The 25,826-nt window shown below is 56.9% G+C and carries 22 protein-coding genes and 1 pseudogene; all 23 read right to left on the bottom strand.

What is annotated here, in order from left to right; translation table 11 throughout:
• Nucleotides 1–79: 79 nt before the first annotated feature.
• The 23 genes and pseudogenes from H7K52_RS15450 to H7K52_RS15345 all read right to left on the bottom strand — a co-directional run bounded on the left by H7K52_RS15450 (nt 80) and on the right by H7K52_RS15345 (nt 25,819).
• Nucleotides 80–1,585 (bottom strand): serine/threonine protein kinase, encoded by a 1,506-nt coding sequence (locus tag H7K52_RS15450; RefSeq protein ID WP_182630194.1) that lies wholly within the window; start codon nt 1,583–1,585, stop codon nt 80–82.
• A 27-nt stretch (nt 1,586–1,612) separates the two neighbouring features.
• Nucleotides 1,613–4,222, bottom strand: a complete 2,610-nt coding sequence (tssH, locus tag H7K52_RS15445) for a type VI secretion system ATPase TssH (RefSeq protein WP_078804311.1) — start codon at nt 4,220–4,222, stop codon at nt 1,613–1,615.
• Nucleotides 4,223–4,276: 54 nt separating this feature from the next.
• Nucleotides 4,277–5,323, bottom strand: coding sequence for a type VI secretion system baseplate subunit TssG (gene tssG, locus H7K52_RS15440; protein WP_003853282.1), 1,047 nt, complete (start codon nt 5,321–5,323; stop codon nt 4,277–4,279).
• Nucleotides 5,320–7,191: a type VI secretion system baseplate subunit TssF gene (gene tssF / locus H7K52_RS15435; RefSeq protein WP_003853283.1), complete on the bottom strand. Its 1,872-nt coding sequence runs from the start codon at nt 7,189–7,191 to the stop codon at nt 5,320–5,322. The genes tssG and tssF overlap by 4 nt, the downstream gene beginning before the upstream one ends.
• Before the next feature lie 2 nt (nt 7,192–7,193).
• On the bottom strand, nt 7,194–7,769 hold the full coding sequence (gene tssE, locus H7K52_RS15430; RefSeq protein ID WP_003853285.1) for a type VI secretion system baseplate subunit TssE: 576 nt from the start codon (nt 7,767–7,769) through the stop codon (nt 7,194–7,196).
• Entirely contained in the window at nt 7,759–8,586 is an 828-nt protein-coding gene (locus H7K52_RS15425) for a type VI secretion system accessory protein TagJ (protein WP_105099290.1), read from the bottom strand. The genes tssE and H7K52_RS15425 overlap by 11 nt, the downstream gene beginning before the upstream one ends.
• A 16-nt stretch (nt 8,587–8,602) precedes the next feature.
• Complete coding sequence (locus tag H7K52_RS15420) at nt 8,603–9,583, bottom strand: hypothetical protein (RefSeq protein WP_003853289.1); 981 nt, start codon at nt 9,581–9,583, stop codon at nt 8,603–8,605.
• A 10-nt stretch (nt 9,584–9,593) separates the two neighbouring features.
• Nucleotides 9,594–10,385 carry a PP2C family protein-serine/threonine phosphatase gene (locus H7K52_RS15415; RefSeq protein ID WP_003853291.1) on the bottom strand — a complete coding sequence of 264 codons (792 nt, stop codon included), beginning with the start codon at nt 10,383–10,385 and terminating at the stop codon, nt 9,594–9,596.
• The gene (gene tagH, locus H7K52_RS15410; protein WP_182630193.1) at nt 10,382–12,250 is read right to left on the bottom strand and encodes a type VI secretion system-associated FHA domain protein TagH; all 1,869 of its coding nucleotides are present in this window, start codon (nt 12,248–12,250) and stop codon (nt 10,382–10,384) included. Before tagH ends, H7K52_RS15415 begins: the two co-directional genes overlap by 4 nt.
• Nucleotides 12,251–12,631: 381 nt before the next feature.
• A complete protein-coding gene (locus H7K52_RS15405) occupies nt 12,632–13,030 on the bottom strand; it encodes a lysozyme inhibitor LprI family protein (protein ID WP_039661069.1) in 399 nt (132 codons plus the stop codon).
• Nucleotides 13,031–13,053: 23 nt separating this feature from the next.
• Nucleotides 13,054–13,506, bottom strand: a complete 453-nt coding sequence (locus tag H7K52_RS15400; RefSeq protein WP_231001613.1) for a lysozyme inhibitor LprI family protein — start codon at nt 13,504–13,506, stop codon at nt 13,054–13,056.
• 22 nt (nt 13,507–13,528) lie between these two features.
• Nucleotides 13,529–13,933, bottom strand: coding sequence for a hypothetical protein (locus H7K52_RS15395; RefSeq protein ID WP_259400724.1), 405 nt, complete (start codon nt 13,931–13,933; stop codon nt 13,529–13,531).
• Between the two features lie 112 nt (nt 13,934–14,045).
• Nucleotides 14,046–14,405: a T6SS amidase immunity protein Tai4 family protein gene (locus H7K52_RS15390; RefSeq protein ID WP_039661066.1), complete on the bottom strand. Its 360-nt coding sequence runs from the start codon at nt 14,403–14,405 to the stop codon at nt 14,046–14,048.
• Nucleotides 14,402–14,527: pseudogene (locus H7K52_RS18965) on the bottom strand (hypothetical protein); the annotation flags it as partial. The gene H7K52_RS15390 and the pseudogene H7K52_RS18965, both read right to left, overlap by 4 nt.
• A gap of 18 nt (nt 14,528–14,545) precedes the next feature.
• Nucleotides 14,546–14,959 (bottom strand): hypothetical protein, encoded by a 414-nt coding sequence (locus H7K52_RS15385; protein WP_182630192.1) that lies wholly within the window; start codon nt 14,957–14,959, stop codon nt 14,546–14,548.
• Nucleotides 14,956–15,876 (bottom strand): hypothetical protein, encoded by a 921-nt coding sequence (locus tag H7K52_RS15380; protein ID WP_259400723.1) that lies wholly within the window; start codon nt 15,874–15,876, stop codon nt 14,956–14,958. Before H7K52_RS15380 ends, H7K52_RS15385 begins: the two co-directional genes overlap by 4 nt.
• 171 nt (nt 15,877–16,047) lie before the next feature.
• Nucleotides 16,048–16,530 carry an Hcp family type VI secretion system effector gene (locus H7K52_RS15375; RefSeq protein ID WP_003853303.1) on the bottom strand — a complete coding sequence of 161 codons (483 nt, stop codon included), beginning with the start codon at nt 16,528–16,530 and terminating at the stop codon, nt 16,048–16,050.
• A gap of 544 nt (nt 16,531–17,074) precedes the next feature.
• A complete protein-coding gene (tssC, locus tag H7K52_RS15370; RefSeq protein WP_003853307.1) occupies nt 17,075–18,574 on the bottom strand; it encodes a type VI secretion system contractile sheath large subunit in 1,500 nt (499 codons plus the stop codon).
• A complete protein-coding gene (gene tssB / locus H7K52_RS15365; RefSeq protein ID WP_008925979.1) occupies nt 18,571–19,104 on the bottom strand; it encodes a type VI secretion system contractile sheath small subunit in 534 nt (177 codons plus the stop codon). The genes tssC and tssB overlap by 4 nt, the downstream gene beginning before the upstream one ends.
• Nucleotides 19,105–19,183: 79 nt before the next feature.
• On the bottom strand, nt 19,184–20,200 hold the full coding sequence (gene tssA / locus H7K52_RS15360) for a type VI secretion system protein TssA (protein ID WP_033743189.1): 1,017 nt from the start codon (nt 20,198–20,200) through the stop codon (nt 19,184–19,186).
• 16 nt (nt 20,201–20,216) lie between these two features.
• A complete protein-coding gene (tagF, locus tag H7K52_RS15355; RefSeq protein ID WP_003853313.1) occupies nt 20,217–20,933 on the bottom strand; it encodes a type VI secretion system-associated protein TagF in 717 nt (238 codons plus the stop codon).
• Between the two features lie 14 nt (nt 20,934–20,947).
• Nucleotides 20,948–24,577, bottom strand: a complete 3,630-nt coding sequence (tssM, locus tag H7K52_RS15350) for a type VI secretion system membrane subunit TssM (RefSeq protein ID WP_003853316.1) — start codon at nt 24,575–24,577, stop codon at nt 20,948–20,950.
• Between the two features lie 3 nt (nt 24,578–24,580).
• Nucleotides 24,581–25,819, bottom strand: coding sequence for a DotU family type VI secretion system protein (locus H7K52_RS15345; protein ID WP_003853319.1), 1,239 nt, complete (start codon nt 25,817–25,819; stop codon nt 24,581–24,583).
• Nucleotides 25,820–25,826: the final 7 nt, after the last annotated feature.

The following is a 25,826-nucleotide window of genomic DNA, read 5'->3' as shown; positions in this document are numbered from 1 at the left end:
GCCGGTGAGCGTATGGAACAGCAGGCCGTCCGCCGGCAGCTGAGCAGTAATGCGTGAGAACATAAGTAATCCCTGACTATTAACTGTGTGGATCGAGCAACCAGACGCCTTCTTCGCTGATGTTCAGCGTCTGCTGACGGGTGCCACTCTGGCCGCTGATGGCAAAGGTGTAGTTACCCGGGGCCAGTTGCAGCGTCGCGAAGCCATTCACCGCCGGGACCAGCGCCTGCGGCTGACCGTTAACCTGAACGCGTTCACCCTGCTGCAGACGGATATAGACCTGAGCGACCGGCGCGGGTGGCGGTGCCGGCTGAGGATCGGGTTCACGTGCGGCGGTCTGCGCAGGCTCAGCAGTCTGAGCCGGGGCGCTGACAACCTTCTCTGCCGGGGTCTCAGCCTGGGTCGGTGGCGCAGCAACTGGTTGGTTAACCGGCGCGACGGTGACGGCAGGCGCGCTGTTCTGCGCGACCTCAGCGGAATCCGTCTGTTCATTACCGCGTGACATCAGCAGACCGGCGCACAGGCCAACCAGCACACCCGCAGCCACCAGGCCTGGCAGAGCAAACCGGTGTCCCAGCAGCGTTTTCAGCGGCGAGGCGGATTTGACCTCCTCCTCTTCTTCTGTGATCGGCACCAGCATCGTACCTGGCCCGCTCATTTTTGCGCTGAGCAGCGGTTCTGACTCGCGTTCCGGCAGCGCCATCAGCACAGCAAAATCATCAATGCTCTGCGGGCGATCTTCCGGCTTCAGCGCCAGTGCGCGATCCACCGCACTGAGCAGCGCCGTGGAAAATCCTCCCAGACGACGCTGCACCAGCGGCTGATAATTATCTTCGATGCTACGCACCACGCTGACCGGTGGCGGTGCACCGGTAATCAGCGTATGCAGCACCGCGCCCAGCGCGTAGATATCGGTCCACGCGCCCTGCTCGCTCTCGTCGTTGTCGCTGTATTGCTCAATCGGCGCATAGCCGGGACGCAGCATGGTCTCGCTCTCATCCGACAGGTTGCCGATGGTTTTGCGCGCCGACCCGAAGTCCAGCAGGATCGGCTCGCCGCTGCTCTGAATCTGGATGTTATCCAGCGAGATATCACGATGCAGGTAACCCGCTTCATGGATGGTTTTAATCGCGCCCAGCAGCGGCGGCAGCATGCGACGGATCCAGGTTTCATCTACCGACTGCGGATTGCGTTCGCGGAAGTTTGAGAGCGTGGTGCCGCTGTAGAACACCGTGCCCATATAAGCGGTGTCGTTCTGCACCCAGAAACGCAGCACGTGCAGCAGGTTCGGATGGTTAAAGCGCGCCAGCAGACGCGCCTCCTGAATAAAGCTGTTCAGTCCGGCGTGAAAAGTTTTGCTGAAACGTTCACTGCGCAGCACCAGATTAAGGTCATCGCTGCGCACCGCCAGTGACGCGGGCATAAACTCTTTGATGGCGATATCACGTTCCAGCTGGTGATCCCAGGCGCGATAGACGATACCAAAGCCACCACCGCCGATAACCTCTTTGATTTCAAACTCATTAAAGCGGTAACCCAGCGGCAGCGCGTTGGGGACATTCAGGGGTTGATCATGTTCCGACATATTCGAAAACTCTCTGATAACTAAGCTTTAAACAGCGAACTGGCAGACAAATTCGCCCTGCTCACAACGCACTTCGACGCGGCGATAGCGTTCATCGCGGGCGTGCGCACTCAGCAATATCTGGCTCATCTGCGGCAACAGCGTGTTAGTGAGGATGGCATCCACCATGCGACCGCCCGACTCTACCTCGGTGCAGCGCTGGACAATCTGGCTCACCACCGACTCGTCGATCTGCGCCTCAATCCCATGGTTGTCGGCCAGACGACGCACAATGCGCGCCAGCTGTAGCCGCACAATCTCCGCCAGCATTTCATCGCTGAGCGGGTAATACGGTACCACCAGCAGACGGCCCAGCAGCGCAGGCGGGAACACCTCCAGCAGCGGTTTACGCAGCGCGGTGCTCAGGGCATCGGGATCGGGCATCAGTTCAGGATCGGCACACATTGCGCTGATTAGCTGCGTGCCGACATTCGAGGTCAGAATGATGATGGTGTTGCGGAAATCAATGTGGCGACCTTCGCCATCCTCCATCCAGCCCTTATCAAACACCTGGAAGAACAGCTCATGCACATCCGGATGGGCTTTCTCAATCTCATCCAGCAACACCACGCTGTAGGGACGACGGCGAACGGCTTCGGTCAGCACGCCGCCTTCGCCGTAGCCGACGTAGCCCGGCGGAGCACCTTTCAGCGTCGAGACGGTGTGCGCCTCCTGAAACTCACTCATGTTGATGGTGATAATGTTCTGCTCGCCGCCATACAGCGACTCGGCCAGCGCCAGCGCGGTCTCGGTTTTACCGACACCGGACGGGCCGCACAGCATAAAGACGCCTGCGGGCTTGTTGGGGTTATCCAGGCGAGCGCGCGTAGTGCGAACCCGTTTGGCGATCAGATCCAGACCGTGACGCTGGCCGATGACGCGCTGGTTCAGGGTGTCAGCCAGATTCAGGACGGCGTCGATCTCATTCTTCACCATCCGGCCCAGTGGAATACCGGTCCAGTCCGAGACCACGGCAGCCACCACGCCTGCATCCACGGCGGCAAACAGCAGCGGCGAGTCGCCCTGCAGCGCCGTGAGTTGCTGCTGCGTTGCATCGCGCTGTTCACGCAGCGCCGGATCCTCTTCGGTTACACAGCGGGCGCGCAGCGCAATCAGCGTCTCAACCAGTTCGCGCTCCTGCAGCCAGCGCTGTTGCAGTGCATCACGTTCAGTTTCCAGGGCGGTGCGCTCTGCGGCAATCGCCTGCTGGCGGGTCACATCGCCAAGGCCGACGCGGATTTCACGTTCAATGATCTCCGCTTCAATCTCCAGCGCGGCCAGACGATGCAGACAATCTTCCAGCGCCGCAGGCTGTGCGCCCTGACTGACCGCCACGCGCGCGCAGGCAGTATCCAGCAGCGCCACCGCTTTATCGGGCAGCTGACGCGCCGGAATGTAGCGATGGGATAGTTTCACTGCCGCAGTGACTGCATCATCCAGCAACAGCACCCGATGGTGTTTCTCCAGCGCGCTGACGGTGCTGCGCAGCATCAGAATCGCTTTGGCTTCATCGGGCTCCTGCACCTGCACGGTCTGGAAGCGGCGGGTCAGCGCCGGATCTTTCTCGATGTACTTTTTGTATTCGGCCCAGGTGGTCGCGCCGATAGTGCGAAGCTGGCCGCGCGCCAGCGCCGGTTTCAGCAGGTTGGCGGCATCGCCGGTGCCCTGCTGACCACCCGCGCCAACCAGAGTGTGGATCTCATCGACAAACAGCACGATCGGCGTCGGGCTGGACTGCACCTCATTGATCAGCGCCTGCAGTCGCGCTTCGAACTCCCCTTTCATCCCGGCACCCGCCTGCAGCAGGCCGATATCCAGCAGCCAGAGCTGCACATCGCGCAGCGGCGCAGGCACATCCCCCGCGGCAATACGCAGCGCGAGGCCTTCGACCACCGCGGTTTTGCCGACGCCCGCTTCACCGGTCAGCAACGGGTTGTTCTGACGACGACGCATCAGGATATCGACCATCTGGCGGATCTCATCGTCACGTCCGGTCACCGGATCGATGCGGCCTTCACGGGCGCGCGCAGTCAGGTCCTGTCCATATTGTTCCAGCGTCGTGCCACCGGCCGCAGGCGGTGCGCCCGCCGCGTCCGCCGGTGCGCTCATCGCCTGCTGCGCTTCTTTGCTGTTACTGAGTAGCGTGTCGAAATCCGCCAGCAGCGCATCGGCATTAACCCGGCTGAACTGGCCGGAGATGCCTTTCAGTACGCTGGCCAGGTTGAAGGTTTTCAGCATACCAATCAGCAGATGACCGCCGCGAATGCGGGTCGCGCCATATTTCAGCGAGGCGTAAACCCACGCCCGCTCAACGGCGCTGTCGATATGCTCAGAGAGGTCGGAGACCGCACTGGCACCGCGAGGCAGGCGATCCAGCGCGGCAACGATGTCCTGAGTCAGGGCCTTTTCATCCAGTGAAAAATGTGTGATGACCTGCTGTAAGTCGCCATCCTGCTGCTGCATCAGTTGATGCAGCCAGTGCACCAGTTCGACATAGGGATTGCCGCGCAGTTTGCAAAAGGCGGTGGCGCTTTCCAGCGAGGTAAATAACAGCGTATCCAGTTTGCCGAATAGCACGGCACGGCTGATTTCTGACATAGGGGGCTCTCTTCAATGAAAGACGCAGGCTGTGTAACAGGGAAAGCGGCTGGGCTAGCGTGAAGCAGCCTCAACCTCAAACATGAAATCTTCACGATCGTGCGGCTGCGGCATCTGCCCCAGCCAGCTGGTATAGCCGAGTCGGGCAGTGCCGCCCAGCGCCACACCCTGCACCTCGTCAGCGGCCAGGATCAGACTGAGATCCCACTGCATTTCGATGCCAAGGTAGTGACGCACCCAGTCGCGCACTTCCTGCGCGCCGGGCGCATCCGGCAGAAAATGGGCATACTGCGCGGCGTTGAGCGGGCCCAGGTGCAGGCGAAAACGGTGCTGCACATCACGTACCGCCACACCGAGAAACGCGGAGGCGCCCAGCCGGGGCATGTGACGTCCCGCGCCCAGTCGGGCCTGATCGCGGCTGTCCAGCGTCAGCCAGTGCGGCAGGTTCTGCGTGAGCCGGACCGGTACGCCAAAGTAGTGGCGCAGAATGCGCACCAGCCCTTCCGCATCATGACCGTGACGGCTGAGATGGCCCACCAGCATCAGTCGGGCATGGAGACTCAGCGAGCTGGCCTGCTGCTGGGCCGGCAAACCGATGCCCGCCAGACAGGCGAGATAGTTCAAAAAGCGACTGTCGTCGGGACGATCCAGCGACACGGTCGGCTGCGCATCCGCCCAGGCACGATAGAACAGCAGCGTGGCGCGGTGGTGAAACAGGTCAGCAAACGCCGACAGGCTGTGATCCTGATGATGCACGATGCGTTCATGCACATATTCGGTCAGATGGGTTGGCAGCGGGCCGTTGGGGCCAAACAGGCCAAAGCTGTAGATCGACAGCTCATGACGCTCCGAACCCTCACGCGGGGTGGCACTGGCGACGGTGGCCGGTGCAAACGCCAGTGACGGCGTCTGACCGATGCGTACCGATTCGAACTTCGGCAGCGGCGCACGGCCCAGCGGATAGCGCTGACCGCCCTGCGCGTCCAGCCGTCGCAGCAGCTGAAACAGATCGTAGCGCCACGGCGCGGCCATGACTTTCTGCCAGAAATCATCCGGCAGTCGGGTCAGACGCGGCAGCGTAATGACTTTTTCGCCACTCATATCAGCGCTTTCCTGCCCATGCGCGGTGGCCAGTAGCCCACTTCCCCGCGCTGCTGGCTGTTCAGGGTGAATTCTGTGAAGCTGTTAAGTGCCACCAGCCGACCACAAACCCGCTCCAGTACGCTGCCAAACAGCCATGGGCTGGCACCCGAAAACGCCTGCTCATCCACTTCCAGCGTGATGCTGACACCGCGCGCAAACACCACCGGCCCTGGCTCGGGCACACGGCGGTTTACCGCGCTGAGCGTACAGTGGCGAATGCCGTCAATCTGGCGGGCAACCGGCGCTTCGGCGAGATTAGCGTAGAGGCTCAGCAACTGGCGCAGCGCCGCCGCACCTTCCCCGTCGCTGCTGTCCATCAGACTGAGATAGTTCATCTGCAGATGGCTGATCAGCCGCCACGCTGAAAGGCCTTCTGCCAGCGCCGGACGTGGTGGCGTCGGTCCTTTGCACAGCTTCAGCTCCGACACCGGAATGGAATCCGGCATCACGAAATTGCCCTGATCCTGCTGCAGCATCAGCGGCAGATCGCGGCTGGTACACATCACCTCGGCAGAGAGATAGCGCACGTCGTCGCGCCACGGCGCATGATGCTCATCCACCAGCGACAGAAACACTTCTGAACCGATGTAGCCGGTGCGCGTGCCATAACGTTGTGCCTGCTCTGACAGGGTGCGCTGTTCGCGGCGCAGCGAGAAGTAGGCGCCATAGTCACCCTGATCGCCGCTGAAGGTGCTCCAGAACGGGCGGAATACCTGCTCTTCCCGCTTGCCCTCTACGGTGGCAAACAGCCGCTGCACCGAATGCACCTCATAATCCAGCGGCCGGATGTTATCCACTACCAGATGATATTCATGCTGACTGTCGCTGACCTTCAGACGCTCGGCGGTTTTCGGGAAGAGGTTAATGACCGGCGTGCAGTGCAGCGCCAGATGGCTGTGATCGACCACGCTTTCCAGCGCGCTGTCCGCTTTGTCGAGCAGGATGATGATGTCGAACGCCGTGGCGTTGTCGCAGCGGCGCAAAAACGGGCCGAGCTGACTCAGGCTGATAAACTGAAAGCGTGCCGGAAAAGCGAAATATTCCTGCAACAGACGATAGCCGTCGAAGTTGCGCAGGTCGTCGGGCAGCAGCGCCTGCTCTGGCGCAAAACCCTCCTGCTGCAGGGCGTCATCTGTCAGCACCTGACGCTGTGGCCGTTTCTCTACCGACTGCAGCACGATACCTACCCGATGCTGCATCAGCAGCTCAAGCAGCTTCAGCGCCTGAATATCCGGGCCGCTGAGGAACAGCATCAGGTCCTCGACGTTGAGCTGACTCAGCGAGGAGATCCCTTCACAGGTGATACGGATGCGCAGCGCACTTGCCGCGCCCAGGCCCGTGAGTTTCAGCTCGCCAGAAGGCAGATCACCTGGCACGCCGCCGAGGCTGGCTTCAGTGATGCGCAGCGGATGCAGCACCACATCGTGTGCGGTGGAGTAGCTGCAGGTCACCCCGGTTTTTTTCAGGTTCTGGCTCTCCATCATGGTGCCGCGCGGCACCCGGAAACCCTGAGTGATATCACCTTTGCGGCTGTCCGGCGTCAGCTGCGCAATCGCCATGGAGGGCGTTGGCGAGAGATAAGATGGCGCAATCATCTCCAGCAGACGCTGTGAGAAGCGCGGAAACTCCGCATCCATCTTCAGTTGCACGCGCGACGTCAGGAAGGCAAACCCCTCCATAAGCCGTTCCACATAGGGATCCGCCACGTCAATGCCATGCATGCCAAGACGTCCCGCCACTTTCGGGTAGCGCGTCGCAAACTCTGCCCCCATCTCGCGCAGGTAGGCCAGTTCACGGTTGTAGTAGTCGAGCAGATTGCTGTCCATGGTTATCCTGCATCCTGAAGTTCGAAATGGCCGCTCTCCAGATCAACCTGAGTGCGGAACAGAAACGCCAGTGGATAAGGCACACACCAGAGCCGCCCTTTGATCTCAATCGACAGCACGTTGTGCAGGCTGAGCGAGCCGAGATCGCTGACGCAGCGCACCTGCAGCCCCTGCGGCAGAATACGCGGCTCGAAGTGCAGAATGGCGTTGGTCATTTTGCGCTGCATATCCTGCCATTCAATATCGGAGACGTTCTGCCCGGCCAGCGGCGCAACGCCGAAATTCCAGACCGAGCGCTGCACCTGATCGAAACCACTGAGATCCTGCTGCGCTTCGTTATTAATAGTGTTGAACAGCCACTGCAGATCGCGCAGGACGTGGCGACGCAGCGTGCTGTGGCTGATCAGCATGCTGTTCTCCGCCTCCTGCTGCTTGTCCGGCGCGTTGTCGGTCAGGCGATCCAGCAATGAGGATTGCAGCTTGTCGCGGGCGGTCAACGCATCGCGCTTTTTGCGCGCGCGAAAGCCGCCGTGCAGCTGGGCATAGCCATCATTGTGCGCGCCTGAATCATGACTCATCGGCAGACTCTGTATTGTCGAACGTGACCTGCTGCAGGCTCAGCAGCGAGAATTCCGCGCTGTCGCTGAGCCACATTTTTTGTCCCTGGCCAATGAACTGATCCGTATCATCGCCAAGTGTCTGCCATTCGGTGACGCTGGCACGCAGAAAACGCTCGTCTGCACCCGCCAGCAGCGGATAGCGCGCCGGAATCTGACACACCTGCTCGCTGCCATCCACCAGCTGCACGCGTGTGTGACGCCACACCAGATCGGTGACGCTGGCAGGCGCCTGGAACTGCATCTCACGAATGGCGGCAAACGGGATCCAGTAGTAACGCCCCTGATTGATCACTTCACACACCGGACCGAAACGGCTGTCGCCATCCATCAGCCAGCTGAATGCGGTTGGCTGATCCTGTTGGGTGGCGGTGCCGGGATTGGCGTCAGCGAGGTCGAGTGCCTCAGCCCGCAGTGCAGTGCCGCGCGCGACATCGCCCGCGGTGTCGGCCTGTAAGGCGGCCAGCAGTGTGTCGCACCAGTGCCAGGCGCTACCCGGCAGAACCGGGTCGGCCTCACCGCGCAGTACCGCGTCACGCTGCAGCTCACCGGCGATCGCCTGCTGCAACAGATTGACGGTTGGTTGCGCCTGCGGACTTAACGCCAGCCAGGATTGCAGCTGCGTCTGCGCGCGCGACCAGTTACCTGACAGGCAAAGCAATTGCACAAAGGCAGCCCGCAGATCGGCATTTGCCGGATTCGCCTGAATCTGGCGGGTGACGTCAGCCAGTGTTTCGCCGAGCGTGGCGTTAGCCAGACGGTGTTGTAAGGATTCCATGCAAACTCCTTTTGCGTCAGTTAAGGGTGCGATAGACCGCAGCGGCGGGATTTTTCAGTTCAGGATGGAGTTTTTCCACCAGCTGTACGCTGAGCGTGCCATCCCCACTGACCCACGGTGACCAGACTTTGCGAACTTCCTGCAGACGCGCCTGAACCGCACTCTCATCAGCCGCTTCGCTGGCGGGCATCTGCACCACCACCTGACGCACCGCCTGCCAGCCGTTAAAACGGTTACTGAACGGAAGAACCAGCCAGCTGTCAGGGGATTTTTCGTTGCTCAGCACCATACGCTCGCTATTGACCGTGGTGATGTGGAGTTCGGCCGTGGATGACTGATTGCTCAGGCCCGTCACCGGGAAACCCTGCAGGAAGGTCACGCCGATTGCCGCAGATGCACCGTTACCTTGCTGAGTCAGGCGGCTTTGCCCGCTGAGCCAGCCGTCAGAACCGCAGACCAGCCCCTGTTTTGCGGGAACAAACAGCGCGCTACCCTGCGCCGGATGCTGCCACCAGGTGCGGAAATGGCAGCCATCCAGCAGACTGAATTGCAGCCACGGCGAGGTATCCGCCTGGGCGGCATTGCGCAGAGCGTCAACAGGCACGGCCGCCGTGGTTGGCTGTTGCTGTTGCTGCTGCGGTGCCGCTGGCGTCACCACGGTTTTCCACTGCTGCGCACGGGCGGCACTGCCGGTGGCGATCTCACTGCCCTCTGGATCGGTCAGCTGCCAGTGCAGTTGCTGCAGCGGTTTACACTGCGTGGCCATCAATCCGGCTACCCGTGGCAAGAACTCTTTTAAAACAGTCGGGTTTTTCTCACCCATCGTCACGATGCGCAGGTTAATGGTGCTGTTACACCAGCTCGACAGCTGATTGTTTTTGACGTCATCAATCCAGACATCCAGTTTCTGTGCCGGGGACTGTACGATGCGATAGTTTTCAGCATAAGCCTGCGTGCTGAGCACCAGCGCAGCCAGACCCAGTAATCCATATTTCATGTTGGCGTTCTCAATCTCGCAGAGGGAAGAACTGCGCCGCTTCAGAGAGCGAGTGCAGCAAGGTGGTGTCCTGGGGCGATCCAATCCAGACGGCCAGCGCGCTGAAATTATCCTGCTGCCCCTGATCCGACTGATCGTTTTTGATGATTTGCTGCATCAGCGTCAGCCACTCTTCCGGTGTGTTCACCATGTGCAGTGACTGCTGCATCTGCTCCAGCGAAACGCCATGCCAGAAACCATCGGTGCAGAGTAAAAAGGCATCGCCATCTTCGATTTCGACCACGTCGCTGTAACTGGCGTCACGCTGCTCATCACCCATCCCCAGCGCAAAATAGAGCAGGTTGCTGTTGATGCCTTCGGTGCGATGTCCGGCATCTTTCATCTGCTGCACCAGGCTGTGGTCGGTGGTGACAAGATAGAGATAGCCGCGACGAAACAGATAGAGGCGGCTATCGCCTGCATGGGCCCAGCAGGCAAGATGGTAGTCGCGGTCAATGAACAGGCTGACCAGCGTGGTCCCCATCCGGCTGTGTTCGCTGCTGGCTTTCTGCTGCTGCCGGATGGCGTGGTTCGCGTGATTAACGTAGTTGCGAATCGACTGCGCATTGAGGTGCGCATCGCCATCAAAGGCCTGCAGCAGGCTGCTGCGGGCGATGGCGGCCGCCCTGTCACCGCCGGGAAACCCGGCTACACCGTCGCAGACGACAAAGCAGGCTGAACGCGTACCGATGACATCACCGATCTGATCCTGATTACTGGCGCGATCGCCCTGATTGGACGTCGAGGCAATAGTGATATTCATGCGTCATCCGTGTGGGTTTGTGAGTCTTTGTACTGATTGACTTCCAGGTCATAGGCGTGCAGAAACGCTTCGCCAAACAGGGTATGAAAGTCGTCTTCGATCTCGCCCGCTGTCTCGCCGTAGCGCTCAACAAAATGCTCCCACAGTGCTGCTTTGCGGCTGCCCGGCAGACCAATACGTGACACTGAACCTGCCTGACGCGCCTCTTCTTCCAGCTGCTCCGGGTTAAAGGATTGCAGCATTGAGGCGATAATGGCGCGGATACCGGCGATCATGCCCAGCTGGTGCGCCTGCAGATCGATCAGCGCATCACGCACCGCCTGACGCGGCGGCATAAAGCCCGGCATCCGGCTGCCGAACATCTGCATTAATACGGTTTTACCCGACGGCAGCAGCTTGAAGGGGTTGTTGGCATCATCAAGGATCACCGTCATGTCGGCTTTGACGCCGCGCTTGAGGATCGAACGCGACGACAGCAGTGCCACCGTGCCCTGTGAGAACATGCTGAGCATCTGACCAAACTGCAGCATCTGTTCGCGATCAAACTGTGGCGTCGGCTGCAGGTCACGCAGGCCCATGCCTTCCAGCAGCGCATCCAGCAGTTCGCCCTTGAGGGCGTCGCCGCTGCTCTGGCTTGGTGTTGAGAGAGGAACTGCAGCGGCATGATGATGACCGGAAGCAACCGGATCGATGCGCAGGCGCCCTTTGGGCGTCGGCGATGGCGTGCGCTGCACTGCCTGCGGCGTGGGCAGCGTGATCCCGCCGTAGTCGTTCTGCGGATTCACCGCGTCTGGCTGGCTGGACTCCGCGTCATCCGCCTGGCGTGGGGCTTCGCTGTGCACCTGGCTCTGAGGCTGGTCATCAACCGGTAAGTCGATACCGCTGAACAGCGGTGAGTTTTCCATTTCGTTCAGGCTGACGGAGACCTGCTCAGGTGCGCGTGCAGTAACCGGCTCAGGTTTTGCCTCTTGCTGAGGCGATACCGGCGACGTGGACGGTTTCGCTGTCGGCAGCTCAGGCTGTGCCAGCGGCACCGCATTGCCCATCATCAGTCCTAATGGATCGTCATGGTTGCGCACATCAGTCTGGCTCTCGCCGTCAAACAGACTAAGCGGATCCAGTTCAGCGGCGGGCGCTTCAGCCTGCTTTGGCGCGTTATGCTGCTGAGCCGACAGCGTGCTCGGCGTCCGATCGTCAAAAATGCTCTGCTGTGCGAAGAGCGCATCGCCGTCATCAAACAGGCTGCTGCTTTTAGGCTGCTGACCATAATCCAGCGGCGCATCGTTGATCAGTTGCGCCAGCGGATCTTCCGGATTCCGGTCAGACGCAGCAGGCGTGGTCAGCGGATGGGCATCCGGCATCTCCGGCACCGCTTTGCGTTTAGAGAGATCGTCTGAAATCGAAAACTCTTTCGCCAGGCTGTCCCAGATTTCGCTGGGAATGGCAGCGGTGGTGCTGGCTTTTTCAGCTGCCGGTTCGCGAACAGGTGCAGCGGGCTGCACGGGTTCAGGACGAGGAACGGCCCTTTCCATCTGCGGCTGATGATCACTGTTGAGGTCGCTGACCAGCAGTTGATAATCATCAATGCCGAGAATGTCTCCATCCTGCAGTTCAACCTGCCGACCGCGCTCCAGCGGAATATCGTTGAGCAGCACACGTGTCACATTGCCACGGTTGGTCAGGCGACATTCGCCGTTCGCGGTGATGTGCACAATCGCCTGCAGGCGGGAGAGCGTCCGGTCATCATCTGGCAGCACCAGATTGTTATCCACGCCGCGACCAATGGTGCCGCCGGGCGGGAAGAAATCACAATGAGTCTGAGGCGGCTGTTGGCCCGGTTTAGTCGTTATTATCGTAAAGCGCATAACGGATTCCTGCGGTTAGCGGTTCGGCATCTATACCGCGCACCTCTCAGGGAAAGGCGCGGGGTATAGGGAGCGGGAGATTTTAGAATTGGTTTTCTTAAATAGCTGGCGGTTAATTAAGACTTATAAACAGAAAAGCCATCATATTTAGTTAAGCCGATAACATTGCGTTAAAGGTTTATTTTTAACTAACGAACAGGGTAATAATTAAAATAAATTCAAAGATAATCTTATTATGAGCACCAGAGACTCTCTTGCTTAAATAGCATTTATTCAGAATCATTTACAGCATTGAAAAAAACGGGATTAAAGCGTAACGCCATGCGCGATAGTTAAAGAGAATGTCGTGCCAGACTTGTAAAGCCTGAGCAAGGAAAATCATCAGTAAGGCAGTTGTTTCAGAAGAGCAAAACGCTCTTTATCGATGCGGATAACACAGAGATTAGTCGCCACCGCACTCGCATTGCTGCCTTCTTCAGCCGCAAAGGCCTCCAGCCTGCACTGTCCATCACGATACTTCAGCCAGTTGCGCTGGGTATCTACCAGCGTTGCGACATAGTCATCAGCCAGTTTTTTCTGTGTGCCGTACATCTGTACAATCCGCTTTTTAGCCGTCTGGTACGCTTTGTTCAGGTCATCTTCCGCCAGCGTCTTCTGCTGAACAGTACACTGAAACAGCGTGCCGTCTGAAGGCTGTTTTGCACAGGTCTCATCAGCGATCGCTGAAGCACTTACGGAAAGGGACACACCGATCAAAATCAGTTTACTTATTCTTTTCATAATTATCTCAGCACTCTTAACGATCAATGATAGGGAATCAACTTAAGCTTTATGATTCTTTGCTCGTTAAGCTCAGAAGTGCACATATTAAAATTAGCGTTACTTAAATCACTTCCTTTATCTGCAACATAAGAAGCCAGTTTACAGTCATTATCCCGGTACTGTAGCCACGCTCGTTGAGCGTCAGTTAATGTACTCATATATTGACTAAGCGCTTTATTATCACCTTCAAAAAGAGTTTCAACTCTGGCTTTAGCCAGTTTATATTCTTTATTTAAATCAATCTCAGTCTGGCTTCTGTTTTTCCGGGCGCAATTGTAAACTTCCTGGTCGTTATTCCCTTTTGAACAATCACTCATTGCGTGGACGGGCGAAACATACATAACCGTGATAGACAGCAATATAGAAAAACATGTTCTCATTAAAATCTTTACCTGTAATAACTTACCCATGCCTGAGCAAATGGGCAGACTCATTATGCAGCACTTTATAAGCGGTTTATTTCATCACGCCAACATCCTGAGCAATAACATTCCCCTTGAATGTCACGATATAATCCCAGAGGTTATCGCCCTTCTGACTGGGATAAAAAGAATAGTCGTACTTTCCATTCGTAAAGCGATATCCCCTGAAGTCGCAGACATCAGGGCAATTTGTATTGATGGTCTCGCCTTTAAGGACAATATAAGAATTATCTTTTACTCTTATTGACTTGAGCGAAACGTTATCACAAGTGAGATTACCTTCCTCACAACTATAGGTGATATCCGCCTTGAATATTTTTCCTTCAAACTGTGAAACTGATTTTGCTAAAGACAATGAAGGCAAACCAATAAGCACCATGATAATAATATGGATTATTTTCTTTATCATATGTTGATTCCATTTACGAGTCACTATCATGCTCAACTTCAGCTGTAATACGCGATTACATTTAACTAAAAACATCTTCTATGAAAATTCATTTATGATATTTATCGCTACTGTATACTTAGAGCTTCCCACAAGAAATAAATTAATTTTTATATTTATTATAGAGAGATTCAGCATCCTGGCTTTGCGCAAGTAGCGTGCATTTCATCATATTGAAATTTCCTGAAACCGAGCCTGTAAGGTTCATCTTCAGATAGTCATTGATTAACTTATCGCCCTCGCTGAATGCTTCAACGGGAAGATGGCTTATCTCTAACCAGGCTGAAGCGCTTTTAAAGGCATCATCAGTGAAAGCCTTGTCAGTGGTAGCTTTACCTGCGCAACGGTTGAGAAGCCAGTTGCTGAAAATCTGCGGTTGTTTAAACGAGTCAGGAGCAGGAGGCGTTATCGCCAGCGCCGCAGGAGATGACGTCAGAGCCAGTAAAATCAGTAACTTTTTCATTTCAGTATCCACAGGGAGGCAACATCAGGAACAAAACTACCATTTTCTGCACCACCCAGGAAGTGACAGGTATCAGAGCAGATATTGCCGTTCCAGAGTGTCACACGCCCTCGGGCATTGCTGCAGTCTTATCCCTAACCTCAGTTAAATACATAAACGAAAACTGCCATAAAAACAGCCCAGCCAACGGTCAGGAAAAATGTAAACTGGTAAAGGTGGAGCGTTTTTTCCATCCACACCATTTTCTCTCTGGGTTGTTGCTGCACAAATTCATAGGCCTGAATACTGACATTTTCAGACTTAGAAAAACGCATTTTCCGCCCCTTTCTGAGATTCATGAAAAATGCTACTTTCTGATAATTAGCATAGAATCCCAAATGGTTTGCAACTTTAGTGGTCAAGTCTAGTTGCAACCCTGTACTTTTATAAAGATTGATAAAATCCTGATAAGCTTTTTGATTAACTCTAAAGAACCACGCAGTATAAACATGCAGCGAAATAACTAAAACAGATAAAATTAAGCAGCCATACATAAAAAAATCATACCAAATCATAAAATCTTATCCATCAAAATACCCGCCCCTTTTTCACCCAGCTTAGCAGAGCCATAACCACCCACTGTGGAACCAACTATTCCACAAGCTAATGCACCAATGCCTCCGGTTGCAACACCCAGTGCCACACAGGCAGATGTTGCAAGTGTTGCAGACGCCGCACCACCTAAGATAGCTGCAGTCGTGCTTGCTGCAAACTTAGAATACTCTTTCACCGCCACTTTAGAGCATTCATTTTCTCTTTCTTTGGTACAACTGTGATAAACCTCATTAGTCGTATTTACAGCACTAAATCCTATCGAAACCCACCCACCCATTTTCATGAATTTTGCTGCTTTGGCTGCACTATCTACATAGGTCGAATAACCACGTATTGCTGTTGTGCCTGCCGTTTGCCAATCATGGATGATAGAGGAACTGGAAAGGTTTAATGCATGTTTTATCTTCTCGTAGGGGCGCAAATTCAGCACAAATCGGGATAAACGATTCAGTAACACTTCAAGCTCACCAAACAACCGCTTCCGCTCAACAAAAAACTGCTGACCGAACAATGTTCCAGATGTCAGATATTGATTACGATAGGCATTTTCAATGGCGGTAAGTTTATTGCCAATTTCATTAAAACACTTCTCGCCTGCGTCACCTATGATACCTGAGGCTTTATCCATAAAGTTGGTAATTGCAGCAATAGAGGCATAATGGCGGTTAAAGAAATCAGCCTCATCAACCGTCAGATGAGTGACACTATTATTGGTTCTGGATTTAGTCTCTTCCAGAGTGCGCATGGCTGCAGGATGATTGTTACCGTCAGGGTCAGCAACGATTAAAATCTGGCCTGGTTTAGCCCATGCAACATCAGCATTTAATTGCAAAAAATAGTTCGCGGCAGACATATTGCGCGTGCCATAAAGCCACATTGCCTGCTCAGTCAGTCTTCCCGGACGCTGAACAACACAAAATCCCGGCTCAATTGAATTTTTTCAGCCATAAACAACCTCCTTTTGCAATTAAATGAGCTAAACGTATAACCACTGCATTAATTCATTAATTTTAATGAAGATACGCCCCCTTTTCGGAGGCGTCGTTTATTACGCTTCTTTGTTGCCTTTGATGTCCCAGCCTGCGCTGCTCTCTGCGCCTTTGCCGCCGGAAGCGCTCTGCTCCCAGTACTGCTGCTTCACTTTGGATGCCTGGAAGGAGTAAGTCATTCCCAGTGTATCGCCGTTGTCGGAGCCATTGTAATTCACAGCGGTCACCAGAACGTCTTCCAGGGTGATGCGTGCATACTCAACCTGAGAGCCGCCCGCTTTACAGATAGAGAGTTCAACTTTAGCGAGATGCTTACCGCTTGCGCAGTTCTTCAGCAGCGCCGTAGTTGACTTGTCGATCAATGCATTCACGTGCAGGTCGTTAAAGTTAACCTTACCGGCACCGCCGCCGCCGCCAACAGACATGTTGCCTGGCTGAGAGGCACCCCATGAGAAAGAGGTAATATCGGTCCAGCCAGTGTGGTTTGAGTCTTTCGACTCGCCAGTAACACCGTCAACCTTCATAAACATATCAATAGCCATTATCTTTCACTCTTTATTGGTTGAGATTATTGCTTTCAAAAAAGCAAGGATATGGCAAAAAGAAAAGCATGGGGCTGAATAAAACAGTCCATATTTTACCTTTGCCTTGCTTCTGAAATATCGTCATAAACGATATTTCAGATACCGAATTACCAGGCATTAAGCCGGGCAATATATATTCATCTTTTCATAATGCGGAATCGAGGTTTTCACCTTGTATTCAGAAAGCAGAGAAGCACTTAATAAATTCTTCTTAGCTTATCTCCTGCCCAGTAAAAACCTAACGAAACAGTGACTGAAAGAGCAATCACAATACCGTTAATTATTTTCATCATTATCGTGACATTCCAGTCACAGAAGAAAATGAAATAACATGTACAGCTAAATAAAATCAGGCCAGAAATAAATTTCAGCAGAGATGTAATAAATACAGGACTAGCTTTTTAACCATGCTGTCATCCTCCCTGACACTCATTTCAGCAAACTTTCTGTCAGGCATCAGGCGCAAACCCCTTTCGCGCCTGAAAACCTTGCGACTCAACGTTTAAGCATTGTCATTTTTCAGTGACGGCAGCTTAGAAACCAGACGCAGCGAAACGGTCAGGCCTTCCAGCTGATAGTGCGGACGCAGGAAGAACTTCGCAGCGTAATAGCCTGGGTTATCTTCCTGCTCTTCCACATTCACCTCGGCAGCGGCCAGCGGCTTGCGGGACTTGGTCTCCTGCGAGGAGTTAGCCGGATCGCCATCGACGTAGTTCATCACCCAGTCGTTCAGCCAGCGTTCCATCTCGTCGCGCTCGCGGAAAGAGCCGATCTTGTCACGCACAATGCACTTCAGGTAATGCGCGAAGCGACAGCAGGCGAACAGGTAAGGCAGACGCGCCGCCAGACGGGCATTGGCGGTGGCATCGGCGTCGTGATACTCCATCGGCTTCTGCAGTGACTGCGCACCGATAAAGGCGGCGAAGTCAGAGTTTTTGCGATGCACCAGCGGCATAAAGCCGTTTTTCGCCAGTTCGGCTTCGCGACGATCGCTGATAGCGATTTCGGTCGGGCACTTCATGTCCACGCCGCCGTCATCGCTCGGGAAGGTGTGGCACGGCAGGTTTTCCACTGCACCGCCCGACTCCACGCCGCGGATCGCCGTACACCAGCCATACTCTTTAAATGAGCGGTTGATGTTGGCGGCCATGGCGTAGGCGGCATTGCTCCAGGTGTAGTTGCCGTGATCGGAACCGTCGGTCTGCTCTTCGAAGTCGAAGCTGTCGACCGGGTTGGTACGAATGCCATAAGGCAGACGCGCCAGGAAACGCGGCATCACCAGACCCAGATAGCGTGCATCTTCCGATTCACGCAGGCTGCGCCAGGCAGCATATTCGGTGTTCTGGAAGATCTTGGTCAGATCGCGTGGGTTCGCCAGCTCCTGCCAGGACTCCATCTGCATCACTTCCGGCGCGGTACCGGTAATGAACGGACAGTGCGCGGCCGAACCGATACGTGCCATCTCACCCAGCAGCTCAACATCCTGCGGGCTATGATCGAAGTAGTAGTCACCCACCAGGCAGCCAAACGGCTCGCCGCCGAACTGACCATACTCCTGCTCATAAATCTTCTTGAACAGCGGGCTTTGATCCCAGCCGGCACCCTTGTAACGCTTCAGAGTACGACCCAGCTCCTGCTTGGAGATGCTCATAAAGCGGATTTTCAGCATCTCGTCAGTTTCGGTATTGTTCACCAGATAGCTCAGGCCGCGCCAGGCGCTTTCCAGCGACTGAAACTCCGGGTGGTGAATAATCTGGTTTACCTGCTGCGACAGCTTTTCGTCGATCTCCGCAATCAGCGCCTGAATGGTCCGATACGCATCGCTGGAGACGGTGACGGTGTTTTCCAGCGCCTGCTGCGCCAGAGTTTTCACCGCGCTTTCGACCGCCGCGCGCGCCTGATCGCTTTTTGGCCGGAACTCTTTATTCAGCAGCGCACTGAACTCATCCTGACTGAAACTGGCTGCGCCCTGCGACTGCGGTTGTTGTGAAGTCTGCGTCATGCCTGCGGCTCCTTACCTTCAGTGGCCTCATCCTGCTTTGGCAGATGGGTCAGGGCCTGCAACAGCGTAGGATCCTGCAGCACCTTACCAATCAGCTCTTCCGCACCGTTTTTGCCGTCCATATAGGTCAGCAGGTTCGCCAGCTGGGTACGCGCTTCCAGCAGCTTGCTCAGTGGCTCGACGTTACGGGCCACCGCATCCGGCGAAAAGTCATCCATGCTGTCAAAGGTGAGATCGATGTTCAGCTTGCCTTCGCCATTCAGGGTGTTGTCCACCTGGAACGCGGCGCGCGGCTTCAGCGCTTTCATGCGCTCATCGAAGTTGTCGATGTCGATCTCCAGGAATTTCCGTTCGTCGATGCCCGGCTGCGGCTCCAGCGGTTTACCCACCAGATCCGCCAGCACGCCCATCACAAACGGCAGCTGGATTTTGCGTTCCGCGCCATAAATTTCCACGTCATATTCAATCTGGACGCGAGGCGCGCGATTGCGGGCAATGAACTTCTGCCCACTGGATTTGCTTGTTGCCATGGTTTTCTCCATCAATGATGCGCGGATAATGTGTCACAGCAGGCGCGCAGGTCCCGCTGTGTGAGTGGGTCACGCCTGCTTAGTCGCGACGTCCGAAAATGGTTTCCAGCTGATGAACGCCATCGGGTGCCAGTTCGCGGATGATCTCCAGAAAGTCGCGCTCGATTAAGCGCTGTACCCGATCAATCATCAGCGGGGCCGGATGACTCGGCTCATGCTGGGTGAAGTACAGTTTCACTTTCTCCAGCATCAGCTGCGCGTCGGCGCGGGAACTGATCTGTACCGTGCGCCAGTCCGCTGCAGCGCGCGGGGCCGCTGCGACAGCCGCCGGTGCAGCGGCTTCTGCGGTCTGTTCCGCCGCTGCGGTGGGAATCAGCTGGCTGAGGTCCGTGGCCTGGCAGCGTTCGGCGATCAGTGCAATCTGTCGGCGCATCTGTATCAGTTCAGGCACTGCCGCCTCGCCCAGCCGTTCGGCGATGGTTTCGCAGATGGTCTGCAGCCGCTCATGAATCTGCAGTACCGCCTCAATGCCGGGCTGGTCGCCGCGTGCCAGTTCGTCGATCAGACGCGGCAGGCCGCCGGGATAATCCGCCACTTCGGTTTTGCTGCCGTCACACAGGGCGGCAGCATCGCGCAGCGAGATGCCGTCGGACGGATAGCGCAGCAGCCAGCACTGACGCACCGCGCCGCTCAGGGAGGTCTTGTCACCCAGCAACGCCAGAGCGTTGATACGGTAGAAGGGATCCTGTTCGCCGTACTCTTCCAGACGAGGCCACAGCGGCTCCCAGTAAAGCAGCAGCGCCTGTTCAATCAGCTTCAGACCCTGCGCATAGCCCGGCAACCCTTTCAGCTCCGTCCAGGCATGCGTCAGCGCCAGCATCACCCGCAAATCTTTGCTGCGGCCCAGTAAGGCTATTGCCAGCTTCTCAACTTTGTTCCAGTCGGCGGGTTCCGCGGGAATGATGGTATCGCCGAACTGCTGTTCCGCTTTGCCGGCACTGGCCTGCTCCATCGCCTGAAAATCGGCGTCGTACTCCAGGTTATCGCCGCCGGGATTCTCTTCACTGACCGGAGCCAGCAAGGCCTCTGTATTCATCGTCATGCGTGTCGCCTCAGGATTCAAACATCGGGGGATAAAGTCCGTTTCGTCCCGGCTTTGCCCCACCGGCCGGATCAAACAGCAATGAAAAGAGCTGAGCGGTGAAGTTACCGCTGTGGACCTGGGTATAAAGCGGGAAGCCGTCGCTTTGATTGGTCCACCAGAAACTGGTGTAAAACTGCGGGTCGAAGTTCTCGCCCGGCAGCGCCCAGTTCAGCGTCGAGGGCGTGTCGCCATGCCCGATGACGTTGAGAATATCTGATGACTCGCCCGCTTCCTGCGGCGGTTGCGGCTGCGGAATGCTGATCAGCGCCTGATCCAGTTGTTCCGGCGATCCGCCACCCTGCACCACCCGCAGCAGCGTATTGCCCACCTGCTGATACCACTCGCCGGAGCGGGCCAGCAGCGCGGGAGACCACTCGGCGGGGGTGAAGTGGCGCAGCGCGCAGAGCGGATAGTTACGCCCTACGCTGTCCCGTGCGGCGATCAGGCAGCCCATCTGGATCAGCTGACTGCCCAGCATCGGCGGCACCACAAAATTCCAGACCGGCGCGTTAAGGAACGGGCGCGACGGGGCGTTTTCACTCTCCTGGCTGCTCTGCCAGTGATGCAGGCCCACCTGAAACCAGCTGGACCATTGGCGATAGAGCACGTCAGGAAAGCGGCGCTTCACAAAGTCACCTGCGCTGGGCAATTTGCCGTACCAGCAGGGTGCAGCGTAATGAGTCATTGTCGGGTCCTGTTTCAGGGGCAGCTAAAGCCGGGAAGCTGGAACGGGTTACGAATGCTGCCAGGGGTGAACGACAGCGTGACCTGATGGCCCTCCACGCTGAACGTGGCTTCACGGGTCAGGCCGCCTGCAGCAGTAACCCGGGCGCGGTCAAAGAAACGATTGAGCGCCCAGGGGCCGCTGGTGACCAGCGTCGACGTGGTACCGTTGGTCAGGCCCAGCTGCATCCGCACCTGGCTGGTGCCGCCAGGGCCGGGCCAGCTGACCATCTGCACGGCCTGCGGCCCGTGGCTGTAACGCAATTGCTGACCATCCACATCCAGCGTCAGGTTTAGGATGTCATTGTCCATTTTTACGGTGCGTAGCGTGACGCGGAAGCCTGGCGTGGTTGCGCCATTGGCAAAGAACGCATCACGAATTGACTGCGCCTGCTGGAAAGGACGAAGCAGCGCTTCGCCACCCGGCAGCGTTTTGCCGTCAATACCTGGCGTAAAGCGCCACGATGCGTTGGTGGTGTCGACTTTGCTGGCCAGGTTGTCGCGGAAGAAGCTGTCCATCATGCCGCTGCCAGGCGCAAACATCCGGGCCAGGTCGTCAGGTGTCACTTCACTGCGCGCGGAGCGCACCAGCGGATAACGACCGGCGATCGCCTGACGACAGAAACTGCCCACCTCCATCGTGATACGTTTACGGACGTTATCCATGTCGCGGCGCTGTGCATCACTGCTGGCGCCGACCGCCATGCTGGAGACCATATTCTGTAGCGAACCGGGAAGTCGTCCGGCACTGGCCTGAAGACGACTGATCGCATCGCTGGCCGGTGGCGGCATTCCGCTGTTGGCGGCATCCTGCACCGCCGTGAGGTAGCGATAAAGGTCGTCAATCTGGTGCAGGAAGTCATCCACCGCCAGCACCTTGCTGCCCTGCTGCAGCGGCTGTGCCAGCTCAAGGATCGGCGCAAAGTGCACAGCAACGGCCTGTTCCGGAGAGACCTGCGTTGCCGCCTGTCCACGCGCAGCGCTCGCTTCAGGTGACGTAAACAGCGCTTCCAGAGTACGGGTGGCGCTGTTATCCGACGGTTTTGCTGCCTGCGCGGTTTTCTCATCGGGTTGCGCCCGGTTCAGCGTCAGCAGATTGCTGAGATTGATGACCAGCTGGCGCAGCGGCGAGTGATTGCCTGACAGCAGACGCGCGGTGTTGATACGTTGCGAAAGGTCGGCGCTGCTGTTGAGCTGGATATCACTCAGAAACTGCTCCCACTGGCGGATATAGTCCTGCACATAGAGCTGACGCACCGCGAGATCGGTCTGCTCACTTTTCTGTTGCGGCGCAGCACCGCCCAGTACCCAGAGATCGTCCTGATAAAGTGCCTGCGTTACCGGGGCAATCTGCTTATCGACATGCTGCCAGTAACCGTCCGGTGTATAGAGACCGGACACCCCGTCATTCACCGATTTACCGCTTTTGCGGGAAAACACCAGCTCGCTCTGAGGGCCGCCCAGCGACGCCAGCGTGACCGGTTGCAGGCTGTCATCCCGTTGCAGCAGGCGCTTCAGTCGTCCATAAACCCGCTGTGACAGCGGCATCTGATTAATCATTTCCTGCTCGCGCTTTACCAGTGCGTCATCCTTCGCGTAGGGCGACGAGTGGATCTGCGTTTCCAGCAGCTGTTGCAGATGCCACGCCAGCTGTTTTACCTGCTGCTGCGTGACGTTCTGCGGCAGCTCACGTGAGAGATTCAGCATCAGCCAGGCCTGCAGGAATTTGCCATCGTAGTGCTTCGGCTGATAGAGCATCTGATACGCCTTCAGCGCTTCATAGCTGTAGTCCGCATCGCTGCCAGTGTCATTACGCAGCCAGCGGGTGATGTTCTGTGCCACCTGCGGCAACAGCAGCTGTTTCAGTGCTTTGTCGTAAAGCGCGCGGGTTGCATCGCTGACCTCGGTGCCGCGATAAAGCCCCATGCGGCGCGTCAGCGGTGGAGACTCCAGCGAGAAGTCGGCGCTTTCTGGCAGGTGCAACAGGGTGTTGAGATAGGGCACCAGCGCAAAGAGATCGCCGTTGACCTGCTGCTGAAGCTGATTGCCCAGTTGCTCAACCTGTGGCCCTTTAGCAGCCATCTCCTGCAGGTAAGTTTTGTTCTTGCTGTAACTGGTAAGCCACAGTCCGCCCGCCACCAGTAGCAGCACCAGCAGCGCCAGATACCCCGACCACAATCCGGCGCGGTTGCGCAGTTCCCACCAGCGATTACTGCCCGCCAGGCCCGACTCCTGGAAAATCACATTTTCCAGCACCCCTTTCAGGAAGAAGCTCTGGCCTTTGTTCTGCGGAATTGGGGCGTCTTTATCAACCTGATCCCATCTGCCTGATTCGCCCGCCTGCTGGCCTGGCAGATTCAGCGCGCGGTTCAGCTCGCCCATCACCCGGTCAAACGGCAGTCCTTCCTGGGTGCCGCTGGCAAAATAGATGCCGCGTGGCGCGAACTGGGTTTCAAAATCGGAGCGGGCAAACAGCGTATCAAGTGCGTCTGCCAGCAATGGACGTAACGCCGCAAACTCCTGTGGGAAGAGATAACTTTCCGCCCGCGCCTGGGCGTCACTCTCCATCAGCAGACGGTCGGCCAGTCCGGCATCAAGTCGCTGCTGCAGCAGTGAATACTCCTGCTGGAACTGGCTGTTCAGCTCAAAATCGGCGGCAGATGCCTTCGCCCACGGAAAAGTGAACCCCCAGATTTGTTCGCGCTGGGCTTTGTCCAGCGAGCCGAAGTAGCTGCGGAAGCCTTTAAGCAGGTCGGCTTTGGTGACCAGCACATAGACCGGGAAACGGATGCCGAGACGATCGTGCAGCTCCATCAGACGCTGACGCAGTGCCAGTGCCTGGTTGCGCAGTGCCTCGGGCGACTGGCTCAGCAGATCGGAGACGCTCAGGGTGACGATGACACCGTTAATTGGCTGACGTCCGCGATATTTACGCAGCAGGTCGAGGAAATGATGCCATTCGCTGGCATCGCTATCCTGCTGACTCTCCTGGGTGCTGTAGCGCCCGGCGGTATCGAGAAGGACTGCATCATTGGTGAACCACCAGTCGCAGTTGCGGGTGCCGCCGATGCCGCGCAGCGCCGACTTGCCGAACTTGTCCGCCAGCGGAAACTGCAGGCCGGAGTTGACCAGCGCGGTGGTTTTACCGGCACCGGGTGCGCCGATGATCATGTACCACGGCAGCTGATAGAGATACTGGCGGCCAAAGCGCTGCGCCCAGAACGGCGTACCCTTGCTGCTGTGGCGCTGAAAATGCGCCTTTCTCAGCATCTCTGTGGCTTCAGAGAAGCGCCCTGCCAGCACCTGCTCTTCACTGGTCAGACGCTGACGATCTGCTTCCGGCGCATCGCTTTTGCCGGTTTCCAGACTCGACATCAGCTTGCGGTTGAGCCAGTAATTGTAAAGCCGTGGGATCGCCTGCCCCAGACCCCAGACCAGATAGAGCAGTGCGATACTGATCATCCGGTTCTGCTCTGGTTCAAGCGGCCGCGAATCAACGATTGAGAAGACCGGGCCAATGACCCAGATAATGAATGAGAGCGCGGTGATGCCGACGAAGCCCCACGCGAGGCGGCTGGTCAGCACCGCAAACAGAATATTCAGCATGGATCAGTTCCCTCTCGCCAGGCCGTTGAGTTCGGCATGCGTCGCATCCGGCGCCACCAGCAGTGTGATTTCAACGCGACGGTTACGTGCGCGATTTTCTGCGCTGTTGTTTGGCACCAGCGGATTGCTTTCGCCGCGTCCTTCCGCTTTCACCCGTGATGGATCTGCCAGTTGCTGTTGCAGCAGGGACTGCACCGACCGCGCGCGTGCCAGCGAAAGCTCAAAGTTGGAGCCGAAGCGCGCACTGCGGATCGGTACGTTATCGCTGTAACCAATCACCTGAATCTGGCCACTGACGTTGTTCATGGCGGCGGCAATGCGCTGGATCACGTCGACATAGCGTCCGCGCACGTCGGTGGCCGCCGAAGCAAACAACCCATCCCCTTTCAGAGTCACTACGCTACGGTCCGCTTCATCACGTACCGCCACCAGCCCGGCATCAATTTCCGGTTTCAGGAAACCGCGCAGGTCGAGCGTGGCGGGCGGTGGCGGCGCAGGGTTGCCGATCTTCACTTCCGGTAGCGCCGTCTGATAGATGCGGGCCAGCACCGGCGAGGTGTAATCGCCCAGACGCCAGTTGAGCACGATATAGAACAGACAGGCCGCCAGCCCGGCGACTGCGGCGCAGGCCCAGAGCGGGATCATCGGTCGCCACAGCTTGCGCAGCACCGGCTGATCGGTGGGATGCGGTGACAGCGCCGTCGCGTAATTGCCGCGCACGCTTCTGATCATCTGCAGCAGACGCTGTTTGATGGTCTCCAGCTGCGATCGGCCATTGTCCAGCACCCGGTAGCGGCCTTCGAACCCCAGCAGCAGGCAGAAGTAGATCAGCTCCAGCATCAGAATGTGGCGTCTTGGGTTCTGCGACAGCTTGGCCAGTAGCTGGAAAAACTTCTCGCCACCCCAGGTTTCGTTGTGAAACGTCACCAGTAAGCCGTTGCTGGTCCAGACGCCGCGGCTGCCCCACGGGGTCAGCGCCGCCGCCTCATCCAGCGCGGTACAAAGGCAGTAACGCGCGCCGATGATCACTTCGTAGCCGAGACCGGACTGCTGGCAGCTCAGCTCGAAGCGGCGAATCTGGTCAATCAGTTGCTGGCGCAGTTGCGCCGGATCGTCATGCGATACCGAATGGCGGATCTGTGGAATCGCGTTAATCAGGGGGTTAGCCGCCGCGACCAGCACATTCTGGTGGCTGGCATCGGGCGCAAGATCGCTGTGTGATTTTTGTTGTTCCTGCATCATGCTGCGT

It is taken from the genome of Pantoea hericii (assembly GCF_014155795.1).
GTDB classification, from domain to species: Bacteria; Pseudomonadota; Gammaproteobacteria; order Enterobacterales; family Enterobacteriaceae; genus Pantoea; species Pantoea eucalypti.
The sequence above is the reverse complement of the archived record's forward strand: the minus strand, read 5'-3'. Positions and strand labels throughout refer to the sequence as shown.

Coding starts and splice junctions, on each gene's coding strand:
- H7K52_RS15450 (WP_182630194.1), bottom strand. CDS start 1,585: ATGTCGGAACATGATCAACCCCTGAATGTCCCCAACGCGCTGCCGCTG.
- tssH (WP_078804311.1), bottom strand. CDS start 4,222: ATGTCAGAAATCAGCCGTGCCGTGCTATTCGGCAAACTGGATACGCTG.
- tssG (WP_003853282.1), bottom strand. CDS start 5,323: ATGAGTGGCGAAAAAGTCATTACGCTGCCGCGTCTGACCCGACTGCCG.
- tssF (WP_003853283.1), bottom strand. CDS start 7,191: ATGGACAGCAATCTGCTCGACTACTACAACCGTGAACTGGCCTACCTG.
- tssE (WP_003853285.1), bottom strand. CDS start 7,769: ATGAGTCATGATTCAGGCGCGCACAATGATGGCTATGCCCAGCTGCAC.
- H7K52_RS15425 (WP_105099290.1), bottom strand. CDS start 8,586: ATGGAATCCTTACAACACCGTCTGGCTAACGCCACGCTCGGCGAAACA.
- H7K52_RS15420 (WP_003853289.1), bottom strand. CDS start 9,583: ATGAAATATGGATTACTGGGTCTGGCTGCGCTGGTGCTCAGCACGCAG.
- H7K52_RS15415 (WP_003853291.1), bottom strand. CDS start 10,385: ATGAATATCACTATTGCCTCGACGTCCAATCAGGGCGATCGCGCCAGT.
- tagH (WP_182630193.1), bottom strand. CDS start 12,250: ATGCGCTTTACGATAATAACGACTAAACCGGGCCAACAGCCGCCTCAG.
- H7K52_RS15405 (WP_039661069.1), bottom strand. CDS start 13,030: ATGAAAAGAATAAGTAAACTGATTTTGATCGGTGTGTCCCTTTCCGTA.
- H7K52_RS15400 (WP_231001613.1), bottom strand. CDS start 13,506: ATGAGTCTGCCCATTTGCTCAGGCATGGGTAAGTTATTACAGGTAAAG.
- H7K52_RS15395 (WP_259400724.1), bottom strand. CDS start 13,933: ATGATAGTGACTCGTAAATGGAATCAACATATGATAAAGAAAATAATC.
- H7K52_RS15390 (WP_039661066.1), bottom strand. CDS start 14,405: ATGAAAAAGTTACTGATTTTACTGGCTCTGACGTCATCTCCTGCGGCG.
- H7K52_RS15385 (WP_182630192.1), bottom strand. CDS start 14,959: ATGATTTGGTATGATTTTTTTATGTATGGCTGCTTAATTTTATCTGTT.
- H7K52_RS15380 (WP_259400723.1), bottom strand. CDS start 15,876: ATGTGGCTTTATGGCACGCGCAATATGTCTGCCGCGAACTATTTTTTG.
- H7K52_RS15375 (WP_003853303.1), bottom strand. CDS start 16,530: ATGGCTATTGATATGTTTATGAAGGTTGACGGTGTTACTGGCGAGTCG.
- tssC (WP_003853307.1), bottom strand. CDS start 18,574: ATGACGCAGACTTCACAACAACCGCAGTCGCAGGGCGCAGCCAGTTTC.
- tssB (WP_008925979.1), bottom strand. CDS start 19,104: ATGGCAACAAGCAAATCCAGTGGGCAGAAGTTCATTGCCCGCAATCGC.
- tssA (WP_033743189.1), bottom strand. CDS start 20,200: ATGAATACAGAGGCCTTGCTGGCTCCGGTCAGTGAAGAGAATCCCGGC.
- tagF (WP_003853313.1), bottom strand. CDS start 20,933: ATGACTCATTACGCTGCACCCTGCTGGTACGGCAAATTGCCCAGCGCA.
- tssM (WP_003853316.1), bottom strand. CDS start 24,577: ATGCTGAATATTCTGTTTGCGGTGCTGACCAGCCGCCTCGCGTGGGGC.
- H7K52_RS15345 (WP_003853319.1), bottom strand. CDS start 25,819: ATGATGCAGGAACAACAAAAATCACACAGCGATCTTGCGCCCGATGCC.